This is a genomic window from Rhizobium sp. R634 (genome assembly GCF_002211305.1).
Classification (GTDB): domain Bacteria; phylum Pseudomonadota; class Alphaproteobacteria; order Rhizobiales; family Rhizobiaceae; genus Rhizobium.
On record NZ_LOKW01000028.1, the window covers coordinates 235,128 to 257,964 of the forward strand.

At 61.3% G+C, this 22,837-nt stretch carries 26 protein-coding genes and 1 tRNA gene; 15 read left to right on the forward strand and 12 right to left on the reverse strand.

Annotation, left to right across the window (positions count from 1 at the left end):
* Positions 1–106 precede the first annotated feature (106 nt).
* Together ATY77_RS30485 and ATY77_RS30490 are read right to left on the reverse strand one after the other, a co-directional pair.
* Positions 107–355, reverse strand: coding sequence for a hypothetical protein (locus ATY77_RS30485; protein WP_088690158.1), 249 nt, complete (start codon positions 353–355; stop codon positions 107–109).
* Between the two features lie 168 nt (positions 356–523).
* A tRNA-Ile gene (locus ATY77_RS30490) sits at positions 524–599 on the reverse strand.
* A 197-nt stretch (positions 600–796) separates the two neighbouring features.
* Here ATY77_RS30490 and ATY77_RS30495 point away from each other — a divergent pair.
* Positions 797–1,165, forward strand: a complete 369-nt coding sequence (locus tag ATY77_RS30495; RefSeq protein WP_088690242.1) for a response regulator — start codon at positions 797–799, stop codon at positions 1,163–1,165.
* 76 nt (positions 1,166–1,241) lie between these two features.
* Here ATY77_RS30495 and ATY77_RS30500 read toward each other — a convergent pair whose 3' ends face one another.
* The 3 genes from ATY77_RS30500 to ATY77_RS30510 form a co-directional block, all read right to left on the reverse strand.
* Positions 1,242–1,460 (reverse strand): hypothetical protein, encoded by a 219-nt coding sequence (locus ATY77_RS30500; protein WP_088690159.1) that lies wholly within the window; start codon positions 1,458–1,460, stop codon positions 1,242–1,244.
* Positions 1,457–2,122: an acyl-homoserine-lactone synthase gene (locus ATY77_RS30505; protein WP_088690160.1), complete on the reverse strand. Its 666-nt coding sequence runs from the start codon at positions 2,120–2,122 to the stop codon at positions 1,457–1,459. Before ATY77_RS30505 ends, ATY77_RS30500 begins: the two co-directional genes overlap by 4 nt.
* Positions 2,123–2,338: 216 nt before the next feature.
* On the reverse strand, positions 2,339–3,064 hold the full coding sequence (locus tag ATY77_RS30510) for a LuxR family transcriptional regulator (protein WP_088690161.1): 726 nt from the start codon (positions 3,062–3,064) through the stop codon (positions 2,339–2,341).
* A gap of 123 nt (positions 3,065–3,187) precedes the next feature.
* Here ATY77_RS30510 and ATY77_RS30515 point away from each other — a divergent pair, with 123 nt between their 5' ends.
* Complete coding sequence (locus tag ATY77_RS30515) at positions 3,188–3,382, forward strand: hypothetical protein (protein ID WP_088673169.1); 195 nt, start codon at positions 3,188–3,190, stop codon at positions 3,380–3,382.
* A gap of 421 nt (positions 3,383–3,803) precedes the next feature.
* Here ATY77_RS30515 and ATY77_RS30520 read toward each other — a convergent pair whose 3' ends face one another.
* Positions 3,804–4,043 (reverse strand): DUF2934 domain-containing protein, encoded by a 240-nt coding sequence (locus ATY77_RS30520; protein ID WP_088690162.1) that lies wholly within the window; start codon positions 4,041–4,043, stop codon positions 3,804–3,806.
* A 16-nt stretch (positions 4,044–4,059) separates the two neighbouring features.
* Positions 4,060–4,275, reverse strand: coding sequence for a hypothetical protein (locus ATY77_RS30525; protein WP_088690163.1), 216 nt, complete (start codon positions 4,273–4,275; stop codon positions 4,060–4,062).
* Positions 4,276–4,636: 361 nt separating this feature from the next.
* Here ATY77_RS30525 and ATY77_RS30530 point away from each other — a divergent pair, with 361 nt between their 5' ends.
* Positions 4,637–5,020, forward strand: coding sequence for a hypothetical protein (locus ATY77_RS30530; RefSeq protein ID WP_088690164.1), 384 nt, complete (start codon positions 4,637–4,639; stop codon positions 5,018–5,020).
* 121 nt (positions 5,021–5,141) lie between these two features.
* The gene (locus ATY77_RS30535) at positions 5,142–5,555 is read left to right on the forward strand and encodes a DUF4174 domain-containing protein (RefSeq protein ID WP_088690165.1); all 414 of its coding nucleotides are present in this window, start codon (positions 5,142–5,144) and stop codon (positions 5,553–5,555) included.
* A 152-nt stretch (positions 5,556–5,707) separates the two neighbouring features.
* On the opposite strand, the gene ATY77_RS30540 is transcribed toward ATY77_RS30535, so the two are convergent.
* Positions 5,708–6,415 (reverse strand): GntR family transcriptional regulator, encoded by a 708-nt coding sequence (locus tag ATY77_RS30540; RefSeq protein WP_088690243.1) that lies wholly within the window; start codon positions 6,413–6,415, stop codon positions 5,708–5,710.
* A gap of 268 nt (positions 6,416–6,683) precedes the next feature.
* Here ATY77_RS30540 and ATY77_RS30545 point away from each other — a divergent pair, with 268 nt between their 5' ends.
* The 9 genes from ATY77_RS30545 to ATY77_RS30585 all read left to right on the forward strand — a co-directional run bounded on the left by ATY77_RS30545 (position 6,684) and on the right by ATY77_RS30585 (position 14,618).
* Positions 6,684–7,772 (forward strand): ABC transporter ATP-binding protein, encoded by a 1,089-nt coding sequence (locus ATY77_RS30545; RefSeq protein WP_088690166.1) that lies wholly within the window; start codon positions 6,684–6,686, stop codon positions 7,770–7,772.
* 45 nt (positions 7,773–7,817) lie between these two features.
* A complete protein-coding gene (locus tag ATY77_RS30550) occupies positions 7,818–9,116 on the forward strand; it encodes a PotD/PotF family extracellular solute-binding protein (RefSeq protein ID WP_088690167.1) in 1,299 nt (432 codons plus the stop codon).
* A gap of 315 nt (positions 9,117–9,431) precedes the next feature.
* The gene (locus tag ATY77_RS30555; protein ID WP_088690168.1) at positions 9,432–10,343 is read left to right on the forward strand and encodes an ABC transporter permease; all 912 of its coding nucleotides are present in this window, start codon (positions 9,432–9,434) and stop codon (positions 10,341–10,343) included.
* Position 10,344: 1 nt separating this feature from the next.
* Positions 10,345–11,166, forward strand: a complete 822-nt coding sequence (locus ATY77_RS30560) for an ABC transporter permease (protein ID WP_088690169.1) — start codon at positions 10,345–10,347, stop codon at positions 11,164–11,166.
* 1 nt (position 11,167) lies between these two features.
* Positions 11,168–11,911, forward strand: a complete 744-nt coding sequence (locus ATY77_RS30565; RefSeq protein ID WP_088690170.1) for an aspartate/glutamate racemase family protein — start codon at positions 11,168–11,170, stop codon at positions 11,909–11,911.
* Positions 11,912–11,913: 2 nt separating this feature from the next.
* Positions 11,914–12,525, forward strand: coding sequence for a flavin reductase family protein (locus tag ATY77_RS30570; protein WP_088690171.1), 612 nt, complete (start codon positions 11,914–11,916; stop codon positions 12,523–12,525).
* 77 nt (positions 12,526–12,602) lie between these two features.
* Complete coding sequence (locus ATY77_RS30575) at positions 12,603–13,097, forward strand: heme-degrading domain-containing protein (protein WP_088690172.1); 495 nt, start codon at positions 12,603–12,605, stop codon at positions 13,095–13,097.
* A gap of 126 nt (positions 13,098–13,223) precedes the next feature.
* Entirely contained in the window at positions 13,224–13,847 is a 624-nt protein-coding gene (locus ATY77_RS30580; RefSeq protein WP_088690173.1) for a DUF2799 domain-containing protein, read from the forward strand.
* Positions 13,848–14,021: 174 nt separating this feature from the next.
* Complete coding sequence (locus tag ATY77_RS30585; protein ID WP_088690174.1) at positions 14,022–14,618, forward strand: DUF2799 domain-containing protein; 597 nt, start codon at positions 14,022–14,024, stop codon at positions 14,616–14,618.
* A 36-nt stretch (positions 14,619–14,654) separates the two neighbouring features.
* Here ATY77_RS30585 and ATY77_RS30590 read toward each other — a convergent pair whose 3' ends face one another.
* Positions 14,655–15,914, reverse strand: coding sequence for an AGE family epimerase/isomerase (locus ATY77_RS30590; protein WP_088690175.1), 1,260 nt, complete (start codon positions 15,912–15,914; stop codon positions 14,655–14,657).
* 204 nt (positions 15,915–16,118) lie between these two features.
* Between ATY77_RS30590 and metH the strand changes: the two genes are divergently transcribed.
* Both metH and ATY77_RS30600 read left to right on the forward strand, forming a co-directional pair.
* The gene (metH, locus tag ATY77_RS30595; RefSeq protein ID WP_088690176.1) at positions 16,119–19,892 is read left to right on the forward strand and encodes a methionine synthase; all 3,774 of its coding nucleotides are present in this window, start codon (positions 16,119–16,121) and stop codon (positions 19,890–19,892) included.
* Positions 19,893–20,231: 339 nt separating this feature from the next.
* Entirely contained in the window at positions 20,232–20,465 is a 234-nt protein-coding gene (locus ATY77_RS30600; RefSeq protein WP_010017092.1) for a type II toxin-antitoxin system prevent-host-death family antitoxin, read from the forward strand.
* On the opposite strand, the gene ATY77_RS30605 is transcribed toward ATY77_RS30600, so the two are convergent.
* From ATY77_RS30605 to ATY77_RS30615, 3 genes are read right to left on the reverse strand one after another with little or no spacing between them, the layout of a single operon-like run.
* The gene (locus ATY77_RS30605; protein ID WP_245314409.1) at positions 20,422–20,727 is read right to left on the reverse strand and encodes a type II toxin-antitoxin system prevent-host-death family antitoxin; all 306 of its coding nucleotides are present in this window, start codon (positions 20,725–20,727) and stop codon (positions 20,422–20,424) included. The two genes, ATY77_RS30600 and ATY77_RS30605, sit on opposite strands and share 44 nt — an antisense overlap.
* A gap of 57 nt (positions 20,728–20,784) precedes the next feature.
* The gene (locus ATY77_RS30610) at positions 20,785–21,549 is read right to left on the reverse strand and encodes a GntR family transcriptional regulator (protein ID WP_088673186.1); all 765 of its coding nucleotides are present in this window, start codon (positions 21,547–21,549) and stop codon (positions 20,785–20,787) included.
* On the reverse strand, positions 21,546–22,430 hold the full coding sequence (locus ATY77_RS30615) for an N-acetylglucosamine kinase (RefSeq protein ID WP_088690177.1): 885 nt from the start codon (positions 22,428–22,430) through the stop codon (positions 21,546–21,548). The genes ATY77_RS30610 and ATY77_RS30615 overlap by 4 nt, the downstream gene beginning before the upstream one ends.
* Positions 22,431–22,837 lie beyond the last annotated feature (407 nt).

A 22,837-nucleotide genomic window follows, 5' to 3' on the forward strand; every position in this document is an offset into this window, starting at 1 on the left:
CATGTTCCAAACTACTTGGGCGATCGGGCAATGGTTGGCGCAAAGGCGGATGCGGCGCAGCAGCGGACGCCCGGCCTGGCCGACAGCTGGTTCGTTCGTCATCGCATCACTCCGCTGCTGCCGGCAGCGATACGCACACCAGAAAGTTTTGTCGATCCATGCCAGCACTCCGGCGTATGGTTTCAGATTTGGGTGGGTGGGAAATTCCGCGACGACGACCCGCCGTGCGATCGGCGTCGTCCTGATCGGAAAGCTGCCAGAAGTCGAACTCCTCCAGTGCGGCGCGGAAGTCGGGCCGCGCTATCGCCTCCGGCCTTTCGGTCAGCGCCACGATCATCGGCGCAAGCCTGCTCATGTCCCAGATGTCGACGTTGTCGCCATACAGCCGCGAGGCCGAGCAGCAGAGGCTTGCCCGCGAGGCGATGGCAAAACTCTCCAGAAAAATGTCGATAAAGAAGGCGCCAGGAACACAGGCTAACCTGATGGTTAGCCACCCTCTAGGCGCCTTGAAGCAAGGGGAGGATGGTGGGCCCGGAGGGACTCGAACCCCCAACCAAGCGGTTATGAGCCGCCGGCTCTAACCATTGAGCTACAGGCCCTTGGCGCCGATGGTGGACGCGGGATGCCGGGGCAATGGTTCCCGCGGCACGGGTTCCGCTCTAACGCAAATTGCAGGGAGCCACAAGCGGAGAGCGCAAGCATCTGTGGACGATGCATATTTCGTGGGCAGGGCACTGGAACCTTGTCGCGCGGGCGACAATTATTGAGATCGTAGTCGATGAAGAGGGCGATCGCGATGGTGGCTTCGAACAGTGCCGTGGTGCTCATCGTGGAAGATGAGCCGATAATCCGGTTCAATATCCTCGATGTGCTGGAGGATGTCGGCCATGTGGCGCTGGAGGCGGCGAATGCCGATGAGGCGCTGGTGGTGCTGAAGGGGAGGCAGGATGTCGATATTCTCTTCACCGACGTCAACATGGCAGGCTCGATGGACGGCATCCAGCTTGCCAAGCGCGTGCGGGCGATGCGGCCGAACATCGGCATCATCATCACCTCGGGCATGGTGCGGCTCGATCCGATGGCTCTGCCCGCCAATACCGCCTTCCTGCCGAAGCCCTACATGCACGACACGCTGATTTCGACGATCGATTCCCTGATGACGTGACCGCGGCGCGCAGCCCTCCAAACCCTGTTGCGGGTTCCGGGGCTGCGCGCGAGGCGGCCGGGAGGCATGCTCGTCTTCAGGCGCGGCGGGGGAGGACCGCGTCTTCAGCCGAGCCGCTCTTCAGCGCCTCATTTTCGTAGCGGGCCTTCTTCTCGTAGATGGTGAACAGCGCCATCGAGAGGAGATAGGAGAGGAAGGAATCTCCCATCTGGGTGGCTATGTCTCGGGAGGCGAGAACGTGACGCTCCAGCGCGCCGAGATCTTTCTGGGTTGCGGTTTCAACGAGGCGGTTCATGCTGCCATCTCCAGGAATTGGGTCACGACCGAGCGAACCGGCACGTGCCTGACATAAAGGGGTAGGGTCAGGCCGAGGGCGGCGCGCATCTTGCGCAGCACGCGGTCCGACACTTCGAAGGCGCCGCAGCAGACGGGATACTTGCCGTATCCGTCGGCGCGGCCGAGTTCTTCCACTTCGGCCCCGGCGCGCTTGTAGACGCGCTTGAGGTGGGGTTCGTAATTGGAAATCATCGTATGGATGCCGTGCTCCAGCGCGCATTCGCACAGCGCAAGCAGCAGCATGGAGAAGGCCCGGCCGGCATCGATCTGCGGGAAGTCTTTAGCGATCGCTTCCTCGTCGATGCACATGCGCGTGCCTTCCCATATGCCGGGGGCGACGAGCTCGGCAGCGGCCGGGAACGTCTCGCGGAAGACGTCGTAGAGAAGCGTCGGGCCGGTCGTCGGCATCAGGCGCATGCCGCCGTAGAGACGGGTGCGGCTGTCGTTGCACCAGACAAGATAGGCGGGGGAGAGGGAGTCGTAGCTGTCGCGCTCGTAGGGGCCGATCACCGGAACGTCCCAGCCGAGCGTATCGGCGAAGATCTTCTTGCGCAGGCGAAACAACTGGTCGAGTACGGCGGCGTATTTCTGATACTCATGTGCCTGAATGATAACGAACATTTTGCCCTCCAGCGTTTGCAAGTCCGTGGGGAGCAGAATGGTCCAGACGGCGGGGATCGGAAATTCCCTCAGATGAGCCCCCTCAGATGGGGGGATTAGCCCAAAAGTATGAGGATTGGCGTCCGGACATGCGCAAGCGAGGCGCGAAAGCGCGGCGGCAATCTCAAATATCGCGACGCTCTTGAACCGACGCCTGCGAAATCGGATTCGGATCTTTTAAGGATTGATGATGCGCAGTTGCACGGCCCGCGAGGCGGCCGCCGAAATCGTGGCGCAGCCGAGCTTGAAGCGGGCGGTCTTCAGGTAATCGCGCGTGGTGTGCTCGGAGATGCCCAGAATGACCGAGATGTCCTTGTAATCCTTGCCGAGGGCGGTCCAGTGCAGGCACTCGATCTCGCGCGGCGACAATGTCGGCACCGGATCGTTCTCGCCGTGAAGCTCGTAGACGGCCTTGCGGTGGATCAGGTGGGCGATTTCGATCCATTCGTTGCGGCAGCGGCGGACCAGTTCGTTCCATTCCTCGGCCGGGATGCGGGCGTTCAACGACAGGAGGGCGCGGCGCTGCGCCTTGTCGGCCACGGGGATGGAATAGCCGTTGCCGCCGATGCCGTGCTTCTGGGCGTCGACCAGCATGGCATAGGCTTCCGGCGTCGGCTCGACCTCGCTCCAGTCGAAGGGCAACTGGCGCTCGAAGCCCTGCTTGACGATCGGATCGACCTTCACATAGCTGTTCAGGAGGTAGCGGGAGACCCAGGCATCCGGATAGGTGGTGCGCACGAAGGGGGAATCGATCTTGCTCGCGATCGTCTGGGCAAGATGGTAGGTGACGAAATCGAGGGCATATTCGGCCTGCAGAATGCGGATGGCAGCATCCACATTGGCCGCTGCCTTGATCTGTTCGAAGGTGGACTCGAACTTTTCGCTGTATGTATTCTCGGTCATTTCAACTGCCCCAATTCCCTCAATCCTACCGTGAGCACCCTCACAAATACAAGGCATCCCCACATATGCGGGGAATGACAATCCGGGCTCCGTCTGTTAGCGCCTTGCATGAGGAGGCCTCATATGGACAGCAAGAGACCGTTCGAGATTGCCGAATGCCGACAGGCCGCCAAAGGCCTGAAATCCAGCTGGCAGGACATGGCAGGCTCCGAAGCGCTGATCCGCGCCCTCGTGGCCGAACGCAACGGCGATACCCCGCTGGCGCTGTTCTGGACCGAGGTTCACCGGGCGCTTTGCGAGGAAAACAAAGCCTTCTGACAAGGCTTGGCTGCCTCGGCGGTATCAGGCTTTTCCCCGAAATAAACAGATCGATCGGTGCCGGGCCAAGATGAATCCGTGCTTCGCGCATGAGCCCGTTTTCATGTCTATCCGTTTCCGATTTTGCGAAGAGAGTGTCGAGCGGCAATGTCTCGGGCGGGTCGGAGGGGAGCGCATAGTCCCTGGATTTGTGCCGATATGCTTGACGAAGCGTTTCCAGCGAGAGCAGCGGTGCCTATGAAAGCGGCTGCATTGTGCCATTTTAGGCGTTTTGCTCGATGTGGGCGGCGCTCATCATCCGCGTGACTGTGGCGTCGTGCGGCTGATTCTGTGTGCTATGCCACGCAGAAAGAGGTCCGCCTGCCGGTCTTCTTTACCGGCAGGCCGCGACCTCTCTCTTGAAGCGGGCGATGGATAAAGGTCAGCCGACCTTCGTCGAAGGATCGATCCAGTCCTGGCTCGGCAGTTCCGGGCGCGGCGGCTTGGGGCGGAATTTCACCAGCACCTCGCGGCCGTCGATCGAGGCTTGCGTGCGTTCCAGCGCATCGCGTTCGGCAACCGCCTGGCGCCAGTGCTCGTTCTCACGCCCGTGCGGATGGCCCTGTTCTTCCCAGATCGCGTAGGCTCTCTTGCTGATCCATTCGTGGCGTCTGTCGCTCATTGATCCGTTCCGTTCTTCAGGGGCGTTCGTCGACAATTTTGTCCTCGGAAACCGGCGCGCGGCGCTTGGCCGCCATCAGCAGGTCGAGTTCGATCGAGGACGGCCCGAAGCGGGTGAACAGGCTCTCGGCCTGGTCGCTTTGCAGGCCGTATTTGGAAGCGAATTCGTCAAGGCTATAGGGGCGGCCGCGCACGATTCTGCTTCGGCGCTCCGGTTCACGGATTTGCGTCATTGGTGATAACCCCAGTCGGTTCGGCGATTGTGAGAACAAAACAAATTACAGCGGCAAAAGTTCCGTGAATTTTCAGGGTTTTTCAGGCCTGTTGAGCCGTTTTGAAGCGCCTATTCGGCCGTGGCATAGATTTTTAAGAATGGTGGCGGCGGAGAAAATTTCGACTAAAACATGCAAGAATATCAGCGCGTTATGGAAACGGCTTCCTGATGCGCCGAGAAATGGGCTTTACCCCGGCGTGTTACTCTATAGAATCAATCGTGTTATTCGGTTCGCAGGGGGCAGCAAAACGCTCCGTTCCCCGCGTTGGCGCGACCGATACCGGAGGACTTTGGCTTCAATCCATCAAGAGGAGACAGACATGATGAATGCCCTGCCGCCACTTCATGACGGCCACGCGCCGTTCAACCTCCAGCAGCTGTTTCGCGAAGCGCTTTACGCCTTCGAGGAATGGGACAGCGAATTGACCGAACCGATCGTCACGCATGAGGGACGCGTCATCCCCATCAGCTTCGTTTTCGAAGCCATGCGCGAATGCACCGACATCGTGCCGATGAACATCGTCGGCGCCGTCACCGAGCGGCTGACCAAGCCGTGGGAGGGCGAAGGCCCGCTCGACCAGATGACCTTCTCGACGGCAGCGCGCGTGATGCGCGTGCTCGTGCGCAAGCGTCTCCTCGTCAATGGCACGCCGGACCCCGTCGCCGTTTCGGCTCATACGGCCGAAGACCAGAACCGCGACTGACAGACGAAGGGTCGCGGCCAAGGCTGCGATCCTTTTCCGCCTCCTGGCGGAACCTCGCTCATTCCAGGCCGTTTATTCGGATAGATACGGCCACATCAAGCGATGGCCGAGGAATGGCACCATGCTGAAATCCATCGTTCACGAAATCATCGGCACGCCTCGCCGCGAGCCGGATCTTCCGCAATCGCTCGAGCAGTTTCGCGACAGAAAGCGGGTGCTGATCATCTTTGCCGACGCGCAGGACGATCGCGCCCTCATTCAGGACGAATGGCTGCGCAAGGCGCAGATGCGTCTCATCGAAGAAGACGTCGAAGTGTTCAGCATCGCCGGCGGCGGCGCGTTTGCGCTGTTCGACGACGAATGGGAACTCGATGCCGACGATATCCGAGAGCGGCTGCAGGGGCCGCCGTCGGGCGAGTTCGGGCTGATCCTGGTCGGCCGCGACGGCGCTGTGAAGCTGCGCTCCAGCGAGCCGCGCACGGCGGAAGAGATCTTCGAAGCATTCGAGATCCTGCCGAAGAAGACGCCCTGGTAATATTCAAGATTGCATTGGAAGGGTGGGGGCGGCGACGCTGCCGACTAAAGCGTGTCGCGATCTTTCAGATTCGCGTCACGCTTTAGGTCTTTGTTTTTGCGCATGTCTTTATCACAAAACCGCTGCACACTTTTGCGAGACATGCTCTATCTTCAAAGCTCGAAGGCTTCCTTGAGGCCGAGACTCTTGCGCTCGCGCAGGTCGAGATCGGCCTCGATGTGGGCGATGTGATGCAGCATCAGCTGACAGGCGCGGTCAAGCTCTTTGCTTTCGATCGCCGCTATGATGTCGCCATGTTCCGAATGGCCGCAACTCGAGGCGGTCGACTGGCCGTAGAGCGCGATGACCAGCGACGAGCGGGCGACGAGTTCTTCCATGAAGCGCTGCATGATCGCATTGCCTGAAATTTCCGCCAGCATGAGATGGAAATCGCCCGACGCCTTGATTTCGGCGCGGCGCGCCGTCTGGCCGCGTTCGCTCATCAGGCGGCCTTCTTCCAGCAGAAGCTGTTTCAGTTGCTTGATATCGGCAGGGGTGATGTGGGCCGCGGCTTCGCGCAGGATACCGGGCTCGACGAGGCGGCGGGCGGCAAAGATCTGGCGCGCTTCCTCGGGCGAGGGGTAGGCGACGAAGGCGCCGCGGTTTTTCTCGACGCTGACGAGGCCTTCATAGGAGAGTGCCTGCAGGGCGGCGCGCGCGAGCGTGCGGCTGACATTGAAGAGATTGCCGACATCGCTTTCGGAAAGCTTGGTGCCGGGAGAAAGCCTGCGCTCGACGATCGCCTCGCGAATGGCGTCGCGAATCTGTTGCGCGCCGGTTTCGGCGGTATCTTCCTGCATGGCCTTGGCGGCGGATTTCATGAATTTCATTCCCTGATGGCGGGCAAACCATATCCGGCTTCGCGGCAAAAGTTAAACGGAATTTGTGCCCGAAGTGACGATCAAATTGTATACGATCTTTTGCACGAATTGAGCACGATAGCCTAAATCATGTGCAGACGAAGTTCTGCTCGTCTTTTGCTCTTGCAGGTGTGTGGGACATAAAATCTTTTATCTGCAATGGCTTGAGGCGCCTCCCTGGGATTTGGCACGGCAGATGCATCCTCTTCTCCAAACAGGGGAAGGCATGATGTCGAAAGCGGCAGAGATCGATATAATATCCGTTTCGAAGGTCTATGGGGCGACGACGGCGGTTCACGGGATCAGCCTGAAGATCCCGGCCGGCTCCTATTGCTGCTTCCTCGGTCCTTCGGGCTGCGGCAAGACTTCGACGCTGCGCATGATCGCCGGTCACGAGAGCATTTCGTCGGGCGATATCCGCCTCGGCAATACAGTCGTCACCGACTTTCCGCCGGCCAAGCGCGGCACGGCGATGATGTTCCAGTCCTACGCGCTGTTTCCGCATCTCGATCTCGTCGACAATGTCGCCTTCAGCCTGAAGATGAAGGGCGTCGACAAGGCGGAACGGCGGGCCAAGGCGCTCGACATGCTGAAGCTGATGCAGATGGACGGCTATGCCGGCCGCCGTCCGGCCCAGCTTTCCGGCGGCCAGCAGCAGCGCGTGGCGCTGGCGCGCGCTTTGATCACCGATCCCGAAGCGCTGCTGCTCGACGAGCCGCTGTCGGCGCTTGATCCGTTCCTGAAGATCCGCATGCGCGCCGAACTGAAGAAGCTGCAGAAATCGCTCGGCATCACCTTTGTCCACGTCACCCACAGTCAGGAAGAGGCGATGGCGCTCGCCGATGTCATGGTGATCATGAATGACGGCCGGATCGAGCAGGCGGCCGCGCCCCGCGAAGTGTTCGAGCGGCCGGCGACCGCTTTCGTCGCCCGCTTCATGGGCGATCACAACGTGCTCAGCGGCCGCGTGACCTCAAGCGAGAACGGCGTGCTCGTGATGACTGTGCCGGAAGGGCAGAGCTTTTCGGTGCGCGGCGAGGGCAGGGCGGTCGGCGAACCGGTCGATATCGGCATCCGCACCGACCGCGTGCGGCTGCAGGTGGCGAGCGAATGGACGCTCGGCTTCAACGGCATCGTCTCCAATGTCGAATATCGCGGCTCTTCTGTGAAGATCACCGTTTTCGGCGCCGGCAGCGACGACTTCACCGTCATATCCGACGATGGCGACTATTTCGCCCGGCCGGTTTCGGTCGGCGATGCGGTTTCGCTCAGCTGGGCGCTCGAGGATGCCGTGCTGCTCGGCCGCGCTTCCGCATGACCAATCAAGAACCAAGACCTTCCACATCAAAAAAGGGGAACTGACATGACGACTGAAACCACATCGACCAAGACGGAGAAGGGGCTGTCCCGCCGTGCACTCTTGAAGACGGGTGCCGCCGCCGTCGGTGCCATCGCCGGCTCCGGCGCCATCACCGGCTTTCCCACTATCTGGGCGCAGACGAACATCACGCTTCGCCAGTTCGGCACCGGCGTTTCCAACATCAACGCCATTGCCGAGAAGTGCAAAGCCGATCTCGGCATCACGCTGGAGATGACGGCCACCGATTCCGACGCCGCCGCCCAGCGCGCCGTCACCCAGCCCGACAGCTACGATATCGCCGACATCGAATACTGGATCGCCAAGAAGGTATTTCCGACGGGCGTGCTGCAGCCGATGGACGTCAAGAAGCTTAAATATTACGACAAGATCGTGCCGTTGTTCATCGACGGCAAGATGAAGCCGGAGAGCGTCATCGCCCAGGGCACGGCGCCGCACACGGTCGGCTTCGTCGAGGCGCAGGATGCGAAGAAATTCGCCAAGGAACCGACGCAGTGGATGACGATGGTTCCCACGATCTACAATGCCGATACGCTCGGTATCCGCCCGGATCTCGTCGGCCGCGATATCACCAGCTGGGCCGATATCATGGACCCGAAGTTCAAGGGCAAGACCTCGATCCTCAACATCCCGTCGATCGGCATCATGGATGCGGCGATGATCATGGAAGCCATGGGCAACATCAAATATGCCGACAAGGGCAACATGACCAAGGAAGAGATCGACAAGACGATCGAATTCCTGATCAAGGCCAAGGGCGACGGCCAGTTCCGCGCCTTCTGGAAGAGCTTCGACGAGTCGGTCAACCTGATGGCGTCGGGCGAAGTCGTCATCCAGTCGATGTGGTCGCCCGCCGTCGCCGCCGTCCGCTCCAAGGGCATCGCCTGCAAATATCAGCCGCTCAAGGAAGGCTACCGCGCCTGGGGCGGCGGCCTCGGCCTTGCCTCGCACCTCAAGGGCGCTGAGCTCGACGCGGCCTATGAATATATCAACTGGTACACATCCGGCTGGGTCGGCGGCTACCTCAATCGCCAGGGCTACTATTCCGCCTGCATGGAGACGGCGAAGAACTTCATGACGGCAGACGAATGGGGCTACTGGATCGAAGGCAAGCCGGCCGCCGGCGATATTCTCTCGCCGGAAGGCAAGGTGATGGAGAAGGCCGGTGCAGTGCGCGACGGCGGCTCCTTCGAAGCCCGCATGGGCGCCGTCGCCTGCTGGAACTCCGTCATGGACGAAGACCGCTACATGGTCCGCCGCTGGAACGAGTTCATCGCGGCGTAAGCGCTTGCCGCTTTCCCCTCCCCAACCCTCCCCACAAGGGGGAGGGAGTCCGGAGGCGGTGGAGCGAGCTGTCTTTCGCTATCGCTCAAGACGTCGCTTCGCTCCGCCCCCTCATCTGCCCTTCGGGCATCTTCTCCCCGCTGGGGAGAAGCGGGAGTTCGCGGCTGGGGTCGCGTGAAGAAAATCGAGGTTCGCGGCGGTCGAGGCGCTGCCGCGATTCTCTTCTCCCCAGCGGGGAGAAGGTGCCGGCAGGCGGATGAGGGGGCGGCAGGCACCTTCGTCCCACCTGACGTAATCACAACGGAGAAGCGGATTATGGCAACCATCGCAACGGCAACGGAAGACGGCAAGCAAAGTGCAGGCCGCCGCGCGTTGCGCCTCTCCCCCTCAGCCATCTCCTATCTCCAGGCGACGCCGCTGATCGGCATTCTCGGCTTCTTCTTCCTGCTGCCGATCGCGATGATATCAGTCGTGAGCTTCTGGGATTACGACTTCGCCGGCCTCTATCCCGATTTCCTGACGATGAACTACACCGATACGCTCGGTTCGTGGGTGACGTGGAAGACCTATCTCAACACGCTGAAATTCACGGCTCTCGTCTGGGGCCTGACGCTCGTCATCGGTTTCTGGGTCGCCTATTTCCTGGCCTTCCACATCCGCAAGACCTCGACGCAGATGATCCTGTTTCTCGTCTGCACCGTACCGTTCATGACGTCGAACATCATCCGCATGATCTCGTGGATCCCGGTGCTGGGGCGCAACGGTCTGGTCAATTCGACGCTGATCGAGATGGGCGTCATTCCGCAGCCGATCGAATGGCTGCTCTATTCCGATTTCGCCGTCGTGCTCGCCATGGTGCATCTCTACACGCTGTTCATGGTGACGCCGATCTTCAACACGCTGATGCGCATCGACCGGTCGCTGTTCGAGGCGGCGCGCGATGCCGGCGCGTCGGGCTGGCAGGTGCTGTGGAATGTCGTCATTCCGCTTGCCAAACCCGGCATGGCGATCGGCACGATTTTCGTCGTCACCCTGGTCATGGCCGATTTCTCCACGGTGCAGGTGATGTCCGGCGGCCAGAGCGCCTCGGTGGCGCTGATGATGAAGAACCAGATGTCGCTGCTGCAATATCCGGCCGCTGCCGCCAATGCCGTGGTGCTGCTTGGCGTCGTGCTGCTGATGGTCACGGCGATCCTGCGCGTCGTCGATATCCGCAAGGAGCTTTGAGATGAATCACGAAAAACGCGGCCTCGAATTCTATCTGCTGGCGGTCTTCTTCGCCGTCTTCGTGCTCTTCCTCTACGGCCCGCTTTCGGCGATCCTGATCCTCTCCTTCCAGGGGCCGGACGGCGGCCTGACCTTCCCGATGAACGGGGTTTCCACGCACTGGTTCTTCAACCTGTTCGAAAAGCAGGCGGTCGGCGATTTCGGCGCCTCCTTCCGGCGCTCTTTCTCGCTCGGGCTGATGGTGATGATCGTGACCGTCGTCGTGTCGCTGCTTGCCGGCCTTGCATTCCGCCGCCGCTTCCACGGTTCGACGGTGCTGTTTTATGCGACGGTCGCGAGCCTCGTCGTGCCGTCGATCATCGTCTCACTCGGCATCGGCGTCGTCTTCCAGGAAGGCGGGCTGAAGCCCGCATGGTATTCTTCGGCCTTCGGCGCGCATCTCACCTGGACGCTGCCCTTCGGCGTGCTGATCATGTTTGCCGTCTTCAACCGCTTCTCGCCGGCCTATGAGGAGGCGGCGCGCGACCTCGGCGCCAGCTCCTGGCAGACTTTTCGCCATGTCGTGCTGCCGATGATCGCGCCGAGCCTGATCGGCGTCGGCCTGTTCGGCTTCACGCTCTCCTACGACGAATTCGCTCGTACGTTGATGACGTCGGGCACTTACAATACGCTGCCGCTCGAAATCTACGGCATGACGACCAACGTCACGACGCCGGTGCTCTATGCGCTCGGCACCGTCACGACACTGTTTTCCTTCACCATCATTCTCGTCGCGCTCGGCATCATGACCATGCTCAGCCGGCGGCAGGCAAAGATCAGCTGACATGCGCATCCTCATCGTCAATCCGAATACCACCGCCTCCATGACCGAGAAGGCGGCGACCGCCGCGCGTGCGGTGGCCGCGTCCGGCACGGAAATCATCGCCGCCACCTCGCAGATGGGGCCTGTCTCCATCGAAGGCCATTATGACGGGGCGCTCGCCATCCCCGGCCTGCTTTCGGAGCTCAAGGCGCGGCAGGGGGAGGGCTATGACGCCGCCGTCATCGCCTGCTTCGACGATACCGGGCTTGAAGCGGCGCGAAGCTTCGCCGATGTGCCGATCCTCGGGCTTTGCGAATCCGCAGTCGCAACGGCGGGCTTTCTGGCGCAACGCTTTACCGTGGTGACGACGCTGGAGCGGTCGCGGGTGCTGATCGACAATCTGGTGCGGCGCTACGGCATGGGCGAGCGCGTCAAGGTGCGCGCCTCCGATATTCCGGTGCTGGAGCTGGAAGATGCGGCATCGGGCGCGATCGGCAAGCTCAGGGCAGAGATCGAGCGGGCGCTTGAAGAAGACGGCGCCGAGGCGATCGTGCTCGGCTGCGCCGGCATGACGGATCTCGCAAGGGAATTGCAGGATATTTACGGCGTGCCCGTCATCGATGGGGTCTCGGCCGCCGTCAAGCAGGCGGAGGCGCTGGTCTCGCTCGGGCTTTCCACCAGCAAGCGCGGCTCCTACGCCTCGCCGCTGCCGAAACCTTTCACCGGCGCGATGAGCGCCTTTTCGCCGATCCGTTCGGACGGTTGATCATGCCGATCTCCTTCGACTTTAAGGAGCTTAGCGAGCGCGAGCGCTACAAGCTGATGATCGGCACGATCATTCCGCGTCCGATCGCTCTGGTAACGACAGTCGACGAACACGGCCGGATCAACGCGGCGCCCTTCAGCTTCTTCAACTGCCTGTCGGCCGATCCGCCGATTCTGGCGATCGGGGTCGAGAATCATCCCGACATGTCGTTCAAGGACACCGGCCACAACATCCGCATGACCGAGGTTTTCACGGTCAACATCGTCTCCTTCGCCATCGCCGAGGCCATGCATGTCTGCGGCGCCAAATATCCGCGCGGCGTCGACGAGCTGAAGGAGGCGGGCTTGACGGCGGTGCCGGGCGAGAAGGTGGCATCTCCCTTCATCGCCGAGGCGCCGGCGGCCTTCGAATGCAAGCGGCATGTGACGCTCGAACTCGGCCGTTCGCGGCAGATCATCATGGGCGAGATCGTCTATGCGCATTATCGGGACGGAATCGTCGACCCGGAAAGGCTGCATGTCGATCCGGCCGCAGTCGATGCCATCGCGCGGCTCGGCGGCGATAGCTGCGCCACAACACGTGACCGTTTCGAGATGCTGACGCCGAAGCTCTGACATCAAGTTTCTGCTTTACTTTTTTGCCTCCCGCGAGAATGGTCAGCGGCGGTTCAACGCGGCAGGAGGGCTTAGCCATGACAATCGAGAACGATCTCAGCCGGATCGCGGAGCAGGAGGAGGCGCTGAGCTTCGACGCTTTCGACCTGACGACGGCATGGCAGCTCGGCAAGCTTCTGCAGGAACTCGGCACCGAACGCGGCCTCGGCATCGCGATCGACGTGACGCTGCATTCGATGCCGGTCTTCTACGCGGCGCTTCCGGGTGTGACGCCCGATAACGTCAACTGGGTTCGCCGCAAGCGCAACATGGTGCTGCGCTATTTCCGAAGCAGCTATGCTTCCGGACTGAAGCTAAAGAAGGACGGCAAAACGGTCGAAGACAACGGGCTTTCCGGCGACGACTATGCGCCGCATGGCGGCAGTTTCCCGATCAACGTCAAGGGCACCGGCTGCATCGGCGCGGTCACCGTTTCCGGCCTGCCGCAGCGCGACGACCATAATCTTGTGGTCGAGGCTTTGGCGCTGATGCTGGCGAAGGACCTGGATACGCTGCGGCTCGCCCCGCTCTGAGGCTTCCGCCCCAATTTTGACAGAAAAAAGCCATGAAAAGTGCAAAATCGCGCCGCTGCTCCGGTGACGCGGCTTTGTTCGGTGGTTAAGGTGCGGCATTGCCCTCCTTAACCTTCCCGGGACGCCATGATCCGCCTTTTCTCCGCGCTCGCCGCCACCATCGGTTTTGGTCTTTTCCTTGCCTCCTGCAACACGCTCTCCAAGGAAGAATGCGTCGCCGCCGACTGGCGGGTGATCGGCGAGAGTGACGGTGCCGCCGGCCACGAGCCGCAGCAGCGCTTTGCGGCGCATGCGAAGTCCTGCGAGCGGGTCAGGATCGTGCCGGACCAGACGATCTGGTTCCAGGGATATCAGGCGGGTCTGGTGCGCTACTGCACGCCGCTCAGCGGGCTGGCGCGCGGCCAGGCGGGCAGCGGCTACGCCAATGTCTGCCCGCCGGAAACAGCGCCGGGCTTCCTGCGCGGCTTCAACCTCGGATCCAAGCAGCATGGGCTGCAGCAGCGCCTCACCTCGATGCAGAACGACTACAGCTTCAAGGAGGCAAGCATCGACGAGCTTTCCGACAAGCTGAGAGACGCCAAGGACGAGGAAAGATCCGACCTGCGCCGGCGGATCGAGGACCTGGAGGACGACATGCACGACATCCGCCGCGACCAGCGCGACGTGCAGGACGAGCTCGACCGCGTCAACGAGGATGTCGAGTGGTTCCAGCGGAATCCGAATGTCGCATTGCCCGCGCCGGGTTATTGATCCGGCCTCGAAGCTCGCCGCTGGTTTCAAGGATACGTCGCTCCGTTCTGTCCAGTGCCGCGGCCGGAGCGGCTGTTTCCCTGAAAATAAAACGCTGGCATCCCCGCGTGGCAGTAGACGGATAGATGCGGAAATGGTAATTCGTTCTTGTTTTGTTCTAAATTCGAGAGCGTCATGCTGCGTTTGTTTTGTATCTTTTCCGCCCTCGGCATCAGTCTGTTTCTGACCTCCTGTTACACGATCTCCAAGAAGGATTGCCTTGCTGGCGATTGGAAGGGAATTGGTTTCACCGACGGGTTCAACGGCTATTTGCCGAAAGAACGGTTTGAAGGACACACCAAGTCTTGCAAGCGAGTGAAGGTCGTGCCGGACCTCACTCTTTGGAAACAGGGTTATAAGAAGGGTCTGCTACGCTATTGCACCGCATGGAGCGGCCTGTGGGAAGGACAGCATGGGCACAGCTATAACGGTCTGTGCCCGCCTAAGACGGAAGCTGAGTTTCTGCGCGGCCACGTGATTGGTTATCGTCAGTATGCGCTCAGATCGAAACTGGAGCGGCTTGAAGATAATTACAAGCGTAAAGAAGAGGAGCTTGAAGAATTACAGGAGAAAATGAAGAAAGATCGTAATGAAGAGTATTCCTTATTGAACTACTGGAAGGTTAAAGATCTCAAAGAGGATCTTAGCGATATAAGGGACGAGGAGGATCGTGTGCGAGACGAGCTCAACGAGGCAGATCAACAGGTGCGTCTGTTCGAGAGCCAGCTGTAAACGCAAAATCGGCACAGCGCTGCTGAGGCGTTTTCCTCAGAGCCTGCCGCCGGCTTCGAGTATCCCCTTCGTCAGGCTGCCTGTCGCCGGGAAGAGCGGGATCAGGCAGGCTTGCAGGGCGTGATAGATATCGCCCTTGCCGGGGAAGAGCGAGTGCGAGGGAACGAGATCCTCCGTCAGTTCCTCGTGCCAGCCGCCATTCTTGTGGTCGATGAAAGCGCGCTCGATGACGTTCCAGATCTTGCGGTAGCATTCCTCGTGATAATCGCTCGGCAGGTGCTCGTTGAGGAAATGGGCGGCGGCGGCGCCCTCGCAGGCCGGCCACCAGAGCTTGTTGCGCTTGGCGGGCTTGTCGTCCCAATCGAGCGTGTAGAAGAAGCCGCCCTTGTCGCTGTCCCAGCCGAGCGCCATGGATTGCTCGAAGAGCGCCTTGGCCGCATCGGGCATCCATTCGATGCGTTTGCCGCCGAGCGCCCAGAGCTGCAGGATGAGGCGGGTCCATTCCAGCCAGTGGCCGGGCGTCGTGCCGGCCGGGCGGAACATTTCGTTGGGATGATAGTAATCCTTGTCGAGGTTCCATTCGGCGTCGAAATGTTCGGCGACGCGCCAGTCGACCGAGCCGGCCGACCGGCGAATGACGAGATCGGTGATGCTTTCGGCCTTGGTCAGGTAGTCCTTGTCGCCGGTGGCTTCGAAAGCGGCCATCAGCGCTTCGGTCAGGTGCATGTTGGAATTCTGGCCGCGATAGGCGCCGCCGTCGAGCGGCTGCCAGTCGGCGGTGAATTCCTCGGCGATCGCGCCATGGCGCGGTTCCCAGAATTTCGTGTTCAGGGTTTCGGTGATGTCGGCGAGCATGCCGTCGGCAAGCGGATGGCCGATCGTCTTGGCGGATGAAGCGGCGAGCAGCACGAAAGCATGGCCATAACCCTGCTTGTTGGAATCGACCGGGCCATTGTTGTCGAGCGACCAGAAATAGCCGCCATTCTTGCGGTCGCGATGATGGTTCCAGAGATAGTCCATGCCGTGGTCGACGACGTCGGAGGCGCCGGGACGGCCGAGCAGGGCGCCGATCGAGAAGCAATGCACCGCGCGCGCCGCGATATGGATGCCGCGAACCTGGCCCTCGGCATCGAGCGGCCCGCCGGTATCGTCGAGATCGTAGAAGCCGCCCTTGGGATTGACCGAATTGTGCTGGAAGAAATCGAAGAGGCCGTTTGCCTGGTTGAGCAGCCAGCCGCGATGATAGGCGCGGCTCGTCCAGTTTCCGAGTGCGGCGGTGCCGGTTGCCAGTGCCATGATGCTCCTCCGATTTCCTGCGCAATGCTGTTGAATTGCCTATATAGAGGCCATTCGAGTCTGTCATCCCTGCAGCGCCCGGCGTCTGAAAAGACGGTCGGCGCTGCCGGCTTGCAAACCATGAAATCGACAGGCATATATTGACATAAAGATATCTTTATGCGATTTGGACTGTCTGGTCTTACGACGTCAAGGAGCCCTCCCGTGTTTGACAATCTCTTTGGTCCCGAAGGGGGCAAGCGTGACGGCAGTGAAGTCTTTGCAGCGCTGAAGAAGGCTGCGAGCGAACGCATCCTTGTGCTCGACGGTGCGATGGGCACGCAGATCCAGGGGCTCGGCTATGACGAAGACCAGTTCCGCGGCACGCGGTTCATCGGCTGCGCCTGCCACCAGAAGGGCAATAACGACCTTCTGATCCTGACACAGCCAGATGCGATCGAAGAGATCCATTACAAATACGCCAAGGCCGGCGCCGATATTCTCGAGACCAACACCTTCTCCTCGACCCGCATCGCGCAGGCCGATTACCAGATGGAAGGCGAGGTCTTTGCGCTGAACAAGGAAGGCGCGGAAATCGTGCGCCGCGCGGCAATCCGCGCCGAGCGCGAGGATGGCCGTCGCCGCTTCGTCGCCGGCGCCATCGGCCCGACCAACCGCACTGCCTCGATCTCGCCCGATGTCAACAATCCCGGTTTCCGCGCCGTCACCTTCGACGACCTGCGCGCCGCCTACGGCGAGCAGATCGACGGGCTGATCGACGGCGGCGCCGACATCATCCTCATCGAGACGATCTTCGATACGCTGAACGCCAAGGCTGCGATCTTCGCCTGCGAGGAGCGCTTCGAAGCCAAGGGCGTACGCCTGCCGGTGATGATCTCGGGCACGATTACCGATCTTTCCGGCCGCACGCTGTCCGGCCAGACGCCGACCGCCTTCTGGAACTCGGTGCGCCACGCCAATCCCTTCACGATCGGCCTCAACTGCGCGCTCGGCGCCAATGCGATGCGCCCGCACCTGCAGGAGCTTTCCGGCGCCGCCGACACCTTCATTTGCGCCTATCCGAATGCCGGCCTGCCGAACGAGTTCGGCCAGTATGACGAAACGCCGGAACTGATGGCGGCCCAGATCGACAGCTTCGCCCGCGAAGGCCTCGTCAACATCGTCGGCGGCTGCTGCGGCTCGACACCCGAACATATCCGGGCGATCGCCGAGACCGTGGCCAAATATAAGCCGCGTCCGATCCCTGAGCATCGCCCCTTCATGTCGCTGTCGGGTCTCGAACCCTTCGAACTCACCAAGGACATTCCCTTCGTCAATGTTGGCGAGCGCACCAACGTCACCGGTTCGGCGAAGTTCCGCAAGCTGATCACCAATGCCGACTACACGGCAGCGCTCGATGTCGCGCGCGACCAGGTCGAGAACGGCGCGCAGGTGATCGACATCAACATGGACGAAGGCCTGATCGATTCCGAAAAGGCGATGGTCGAGTTTCTCAACCTCATCGCCGCCGAGCCCGACATCGCCCGCGTGCCCGTGATGATCGACAGTTCGAAATTCTCGATCATCGAATCCGGCCTGAAGCGCGTCCAGGGCAAGCCGATCGTCAATTCGATCTCGCTGAAGGAAGGGGAGGAGAATTTCCTCGCCCAGGCGCGGCTCCTGCATAATTATGGTGCTGCCGTCGTCGTCATGGCCTTCGACGAGACAGGCCAGGCCGACAATTACGACCGCAAGGTCGAGATCTGCACGCGCGCCTATAGGCTGCTGACAGAAAAGATCGGCTTCCCGCCCGAGGACATCATCTTCGACCCCAACATCTTCGCAGTCGCGACCGGCATCGAAGAGCACAATAATTACGGCGTCGATTTCATCGAGGCGACGCGGACGATCCGCGAGCGCATGCCGCTCGTCCATATCTCCGGCGGCGTCTCCAACCTGTCCTTCTCGTTCCGCGGCAACGAGCCGGTGCGCGAGGCGATGCATGCCGTGTTCCTCTACCACGCCATCCAGGCGGGCATGGACATGGGCATCGTCAATGCCGGCCAGCTCGCCGTTTACGATAACATCGATCCCGAGCTGCGCGAGGCCTGCGAGGACGTGGTGCTGAACCGCCGCGCCGACAGCACCGAGCGGCTGCTCGAAGTGGCCGAGCGTTTCCGCGGCGCCGGTGCAAGGGAAGGCCGCGTTCAGGACCTCTCCTGGCGCGAATGGAGCGTCGAGAAGCGTCTCGAACATGCGCTGGTCAACGGTATCACCGAATATATCGAAGCCGATACCGAGGAGGCGCGCCAGCAGGCCGCACGACCGCTGCATGTCATCGAGGGGCCGCTGATGGCCGGCATGAACGTCGTCGGGGATCTCTTCGGCTCGGGCAAGATGTTCCTGCCGCAGGTGGTCAAGTCGGCGCGCGTCATGAAGCAGGCTGTTGCCGTTCTTCTTCCTTATATGGAAGAGGAAAAACGCCTCACCGGCGGCGACGACCGGAAATCGGCGGGCAAGATCCTGATGGCGACGGTCAAGGGCGACGTGCACGATATCGGCAAGAACATCGTCGGCGTCGTGCTGGCCTGCAACAATTACGAGATCGTCGACCTCGGCGTCATGGTGCCGGCGACGAAGATTCTGGAAACGGCAATCGCCGAGAAGGTCGATGTCATCGGTCTTTCCGGCCTGATCACGCCGTCGCTCGACGAAATGGTGCATGTCGCGGCCGAAATGGAGCGGCAGGGCTTCGACATCCCGCTCTTGATCGGCGGGGCGACGACCAGCCGCGTGCATACCGCCGTGAAGATCCATCCGGGCTACAACAAGGGTCAGGCGATCTACGTCACCGATGCGAGCCGCGCCGTCGGCGTCGTCTCGGCGCTGCTCTCGCCGGAGACGCGCCAGGGCTATGTCGACGATATCAGGGCCGAATATGCCAAGGTGGCGGCCGCCCATGCCCGCAGCGAGGCCGAGAAGGTGCGTCTGCCGCTGCCGCGGGCTCGCGAAAATGCGCATAAGGTGGACTGGTCCGCCTACCAGCCGACGAAGCCGCAATTCTTCGGCACCCGGGTGTTCGAGGATTACGATCTGGCCGAGCTTGCGAAGTACGTCGACTGGACGCCGTTCTTCCAGACCTGGGAACTGCGCGGCCGCTACCCCGCCATTCTCGAGGACGAGAAACAGGGCGAGGCGGCGCGTGCGCTCTGGGCCGACGCCCAGGCCATGCTCAAGAAGATCATCGACGAGAAGTGGTTCCGTCCGCGCGCCGTCATCGGCTTCTGGCCGGCCGGCGCCGTCGGCGACGATATCCGCCTGTTTACCGACGAGAGCCGCAGCCAGGAGCTTGCCACCTTCTACACGCTGCGCCAGCAGCTTTCGAAGCGGGACGGGCGGGCGAACGTGGCGCTTTCCGACTTCGTCGCGCCTGTGGCTAGCGGCGTGCAGGATTATGTCGGCGGCTTCGTGGTAACGGCCGGCATCGAGGAGATCGCCATCGCCGAACGCTTCGAACGCGCCAACGATGATTATTCTTCGATCCTCGTCAAGGCGCTGGCCGACCGCTTCGCCGAAGCTTTCGCCGAGCGCATGCACGAGCAGGTGCGGCGCGAATATTGGGGCTATGCGAGGGATGAGCACCTCAGCAACGAGGACCTCATCGGCGAGGCCTATGCCGGCATCCGCCCGGCGCCCGGTTATCCCGCTCAGCCCGACCACACGGAGAAGAAAACGCTCTTCAAGCTGCTCGATGCGGAACATACCGCAGGCGTGAAGCTGACGGAGAGCTACGCGATGTGGCCCGGCTCCTCCGTCTCGGGTCTCTATATCGGCCACCCCGACTCCTATTATTTCGGCGTCGCCAAGGTCGAGCGCGATCAAGTGGAAGACTATGCCAAGCGCAAGGGCATGGAGGTTTCCGAAGTCGAGCGCTGGCTGGGGCCGGTGCTGAATTACGTGCCGCGCAAGGCGGATGAGGATATCGAGGACGCGGCATAATTGCCGAGTCTTCGCAGTCGCTTGAGGCGCCGTATTCAGAGATCGATTGAATGAATGGCAAGCCGAGAAGTGTTCACTTCCCGGCGCAGTTTGATGACAAATCTCGTTACTCGGCGTCATCCTCGGCCTTGTGCCGAGGATCTGCTGCCCTATCGACCGGAGGCAGATGCTCGGGACAAGCCCGAGCATGACGAAGGAGAAGTTGGCGGACTTTGTCGCAGTTTCCGGCATCATGCTTTTGATACGGCTCGATAATTACCGCGGTCAGGCTGTTTGAATTCGATAGCGGAAATGACGATGGGATGGCATTCTTAAGCCAAGTTTGCAAATGAGGCCGCAATGCAAGTGACCATCCGGGCGGCAAAGGCCAATCTATCGAAATTGATCGATGCCGCTCTTTCCGGTGAGGACGTGGTGATCGCCAGGGGGCGCAAGCCCGTGGTGAAGATCATTCCGATTGGACGGTCTCCCTTCAAAGTCGGCCTGCTCAAGGGGCAAGTTACTGGAAATGGGCCGGACTTTTTCGCGCCTATGAACGAGGGCGAACTCGCGGTCTGGAAAGGGAGCGAGTGAACTCGCTTCTGCTCGACAACGCTTTATGTCGGCAGCTTGCAGCATCCATCTCAGCTTTCTCGACGGCATCGATGACGACGGGCAAGGCGTCGGCGGTTTTGTGCGCTCGTTGCGAGGCCGCTTTCAGCCAATCATAGTGCTCGGCCGACATCAGCACGAATTCGCATCGGCCATGACAGGTGATCTCGACGGGCCCATGCTGCGCCTGACGCTGAAATTCGCTGAATTTTCGCTGAAATTCCAGAGACGTGGTCCGAGCCATGATAGGTTCCAGCCTTCGATATCCGGATATACGTATAATTTGGATAAGCTCAAGCCGCTATGTCACCCCGATTGTCAGCTCCGCGACGAAATCATAGGCGTCGCCGCGATAGAGCGAGCGGGTGAATTCGACCGCGCGGCCGGAGCCGAGATAGGAGATACGCTCGATCGACAGGCCGGCGGCGCCGACGGGGACGCCGAGAAGCTGGGCGTCGGCTTCCTTCATGTTGGTTGCCGAAATGCGCTGTACGGCGCGCACCGGGCGGACGTGCAGGCGTTCGAGTTCGGCGTAAAGCGAATTGGTAACGGCCGCGGGATCGGGGAGGAATTCGCCGGAGACGCTGGCATTCTCGATTGCCAGCGGCTGGTCGTCGGCAATGCGCAGGCGCGAAAGCCGCGACACCTTCACGTCGGTGCCGAGACCGAGAATCATCATCTCATCGGGCGAGGGCGTGTGGACGCCTTTGTGCAGCCATTCGGAGCGGGAGGACATGCCGCGGCGCGCCATGTCCTCGGTGAAGGAGGTGAGCTGCGACAGGCGCTGCTCGACCTTCGAGACCGGCTTGGCGACGAAGGTGCCAGAGCCGTGGCGGCGTACCAGCAGGCCGTCGGCGACGAGTTCATCGATTGCCTTGCGCACGGTGACGCGGCTGACGGCGGCAAATTCGGCGATGTCGCGTTCCGGCGGCAGCGCATCGCCGTGGCCGAGCGTGCCGGTACGCACGGCCTCTTCGAGCGTGCGGCGCAGTTTGACATAGAGCGGGCCGGTGCCGGCGGCCTGCAGGCGCTGCAGGGAAAGGAGAGTGGCGAGGTCGTCGGTCATGCCGCACCTCTCCGCCTGTCGTTGAGGAGCTTGACCGCAAGCTCCACCGCGCCCTGCTGGGCATCGTTCTTGGGTCTGGCAAGCCGCGACCTGTAGCGTTCGGAAAGCCAGGGCTCATAGGCTTCGGCAAGGCCGCCGAGCAGGCAGATCGAGGGGCATTCGGGCCAGAGCAGCGCCTCGAGGCTTTCGCCGATCGCTGCTGCCGCATCGCTGATGATGCCGGCGGCGACCACATCGCCCCTTGTCGCATGTTCGAAAACAATCGGCGCGTAGCGGGCAAAATCCTTGGGCCGTGCCGTATGGGCGAATTCGACGACGCGCTCGGGGTCGTTGCCATATTCGGCCAGGATCGCTTCGGTGATCGGCGAAGCCGGGCGCACGCCGTCATGGGCAAGCAGCGACCGCTCCATGAGATCGCGACCGAGGCGGGCGCCGCTTGCCTGGTCGCCGACGACGAAGCCCCAGCCGCCGATGCCGCGCAGGCGGCCGTCCCGCCGGGCATTGTAGACCGAGCCGGTGCCGAAGGCGCCGACGATGCCGTCGCCATCGCCGAGCGCGCCCTGAAGGGAGATCAACGCATCGGTAACGACGCGGCCTTCGGCAAAGGGCAGGGCTCTTTCGATTCGCTCACCATAATCCATGACATTGGCGCCGGCGACGCCGACGACGGCCGAGACAGAGGAAACGTCTCCAGCGTCGAGCCCGGCGTCGCCGAGCGCCTGCCGGGCGGATTCGACGATGTTGAGAAGAGAGTTTTCCAGATCGGACAGGATGTTGGCGGGGCCGGATTTGCCGCGGCCGATGACATTGCCGTTTCTATCCGCGACCGCCGCCCTGCAGCTCGTTCCGCCGCCATCTATGCCGATTGCAAGCTCCGTCATCGGGCCTCCGATACGCCGTTCCCTTTGGTTTTTTATACAATACCAAAAAAATACCATTTACCAAGCGGAAAAGATCGAGAAAATTCATCTTTTTATCATATTGATTTTGCTTGATAAAATTTTTTAACAAATTTTCTCGGTTCCAAAAGTTAAAATCGGCTGGACAATTGGTATTTTTTTGGCATTAATTTGGTAAAAGGGAACAGCGTTTCGAGGCCCACGAAAACCGGCAGCTACGGCAAGCCGGAGCCGCTTCGAGGATAACCATGAGAGCGACCCATGGCCTGTGAGGCTGATGGCAAGTTCGGGCGTCTATCAGCTTTCCCATCCATTTGCCGCGGCCGGTGCACATTGCCGGGACGGGGCGCAGTCGGCCGCAGGCGATCCGCCTTCGCGTCCATCGAGCT

Excerpts from the sequence above, each read along its gene's own strand:
- ATY77_RS30570 (WP_088690171.1), top strand. The coding sequence starts at position 11,914 with ATGCCGATCTCCTTCGACTTTAAGGAGCTTAGCGAGCGCGAGCGCTAC.
- ATY77_RS30575 (WP_088690172.1), top strand. The coding sequence starts at position 12,603 with ATGACAATCGAGAACGATCTCAGCCGGATCGCGGAGCAGGAGGAGGCG.
- ATY77_RS30555 (WP_088690168.1), top strand. The coding sequence starts at position 9,432 with ATGGCAACCATCGCAACGGCAACGGAAGACGGCAAGCAAAGTGCAGGC.
- ATY77_RS30600 (WP_010017092.1), top strand. The coding sequence starts at position 20,232 with ATGCAAGTGACCATCCGGGCGGCAAAGGCCAATCTATCGAAATTGATC.
- ATY77_RS30550 (WP_088690167.1), top strand. The coding sequence starts at position 7,818 with ATGACGACTGAAACCACATCGACCAAGACGGAGAAGGGGCTGTCCCGC.
- ATY77_RS30610 (WP_088673186.1), bottom strand. The coding sequence starts at position 21,549 with ATGACCGACGACCTCGCCACTCTCCTTTCCCTGCAGCGCCTGCAGGCC.
- ATY77_RS30520 (WP_088690162.1), bottom strand. The coding sequence starts at position 4,043 with ATGAGCGACAGACGCCACGAATGGATCAGCAAGAGAGCCTACGCGATC.
- ATY77_RS30560 (WP_088690169.1), top strand. The coding sequence starts at position 10,345 with ATGAATCACGAAAAACGCGGCCTCGAATTCTATCTGCTGGCGGTCTTC.
- ATY77_RS30580 (WP_088690173.1), top strand. The coding sequence starts at position 13,224 with ATGATCCGCCTTTTCTCCGCGCTCGCCGCCACCATCGGTTTTGGTCTT.
- ATY77_RS30485 (WP_088690158.1), bottom strand. The coding sequence starts at position 355 with ATGAGCAGGCTTGCGCCGATGATCGTGGCGCTGACCGAAAGGCCGGAG.
- ATY77_RS30515 (WP_088673169.1), top strand. The coding sequence starts at position 3,188 with ATGGACAGCAAGAGACCGTTCGAGATTGCCGAATGCCGACAGGCCGCC.
- ATY77_RS30605 (WP_245314409.1), bottom strand. The coding sequence starts at position 20,727 with ATGGCTCGGACCACGTCTCTGGAATTTCAGCGAAAATTCAGCGAATTT.
- ATY77_RS30495 (WP_088690242.1), top strand. The coding sequence starts at position 797 with ATGGTGGCTTCGAACAGTGCCGTGGTGCTCATCGTGGAAGATGAGCCG.
- ATY77_RS30615 (WP_088690177.1), bottom strand. The coding sequence starts at position 22,430 with ATGACGGAGCTTGCAATCGGCATAGATGGCGGCGGAACGAGCTGCAGG.
- ATY77_RS30590 (WP_088690175.1), bottom strand. The coding sequence starts at position 15,914 with ATGGCACTGGCAACCGGCACCGCCGCACTCGGAAACTGGACGAGCCGC.
- ATY77_RS30505 (WP_088690160.1), bottom strand. The coding sequence starts at position 2,122 with ATGTTCGTTATCATTCAGGCACATGAGTATCAGAAATACGCCGCCGTA.
- ATY77_RS30510 (WP_088690161.1), bottom strand. The coding sequence starts at position 3,064 with ATGACCGAGAATACATACAGCGAAAAGTTCGAGTCCACCTTCGAACAG.
- ATY77_RS30540 (WP_088690243.1), bottom strand. The coding sequence starts at position 6,415 with ATGAAATCCGCCGCCAAGGCCATGCAGGAAGATACCGCCGAAACCGGC.
- ATY77_RS30500 (WP_088690159.1), bottom strand. The coding sequence starts at position 1,460 with ATGAACCGCCTCGTTGAAACCGCAACCCAGAAAGATCTCGGCGCGCTG.
- ATY77_RS30530 (WP_088690164.1), top strand. The coding sequence starts at position 4,637 with ATGATGAATGCCCTGCCGCCACTTCATGACGGCCACGCGCCGTTCAAC.
- ATY77_RS30545 (WP_088690166.1), top strand. The coding sequence starts at position 6,684 with ATGTCGAAAGCGGCAGAGATCGATATAATATCCGTTTCGAAGGTCTAT.
- ATY77_RS30525 (WP_088690163.1), bottom strand. The coding sequence starts at position 4,275 with ATGACGCAAATCCGTGAACCGGAGCGCCGAAGCAGAATCGTGCGCGGC.
- ATY77_RS30565 (WP_088690170.1), top strand. The coding sequence starts at position 11,168 with ATGCGCATCCTCATCGTCAATCCGAATACCACCGCCTCCATGACCGAG.
- ATY77_RS30585 (WP_088690174.1), top strand. The coding sequence starts at position 14,022 with ATGCTGCGTTTGTTTTGTATCTTTTCCGCCCTCGGCATCAGTCTGTTT.
- ATY77_RS30535 (WP_088690165.1), top strand. The coding sequence starts at position 5,142 with ATGCTGAAATCCATCGTTCACGAAATCATCGGCACGCCTCGCCGCGAG.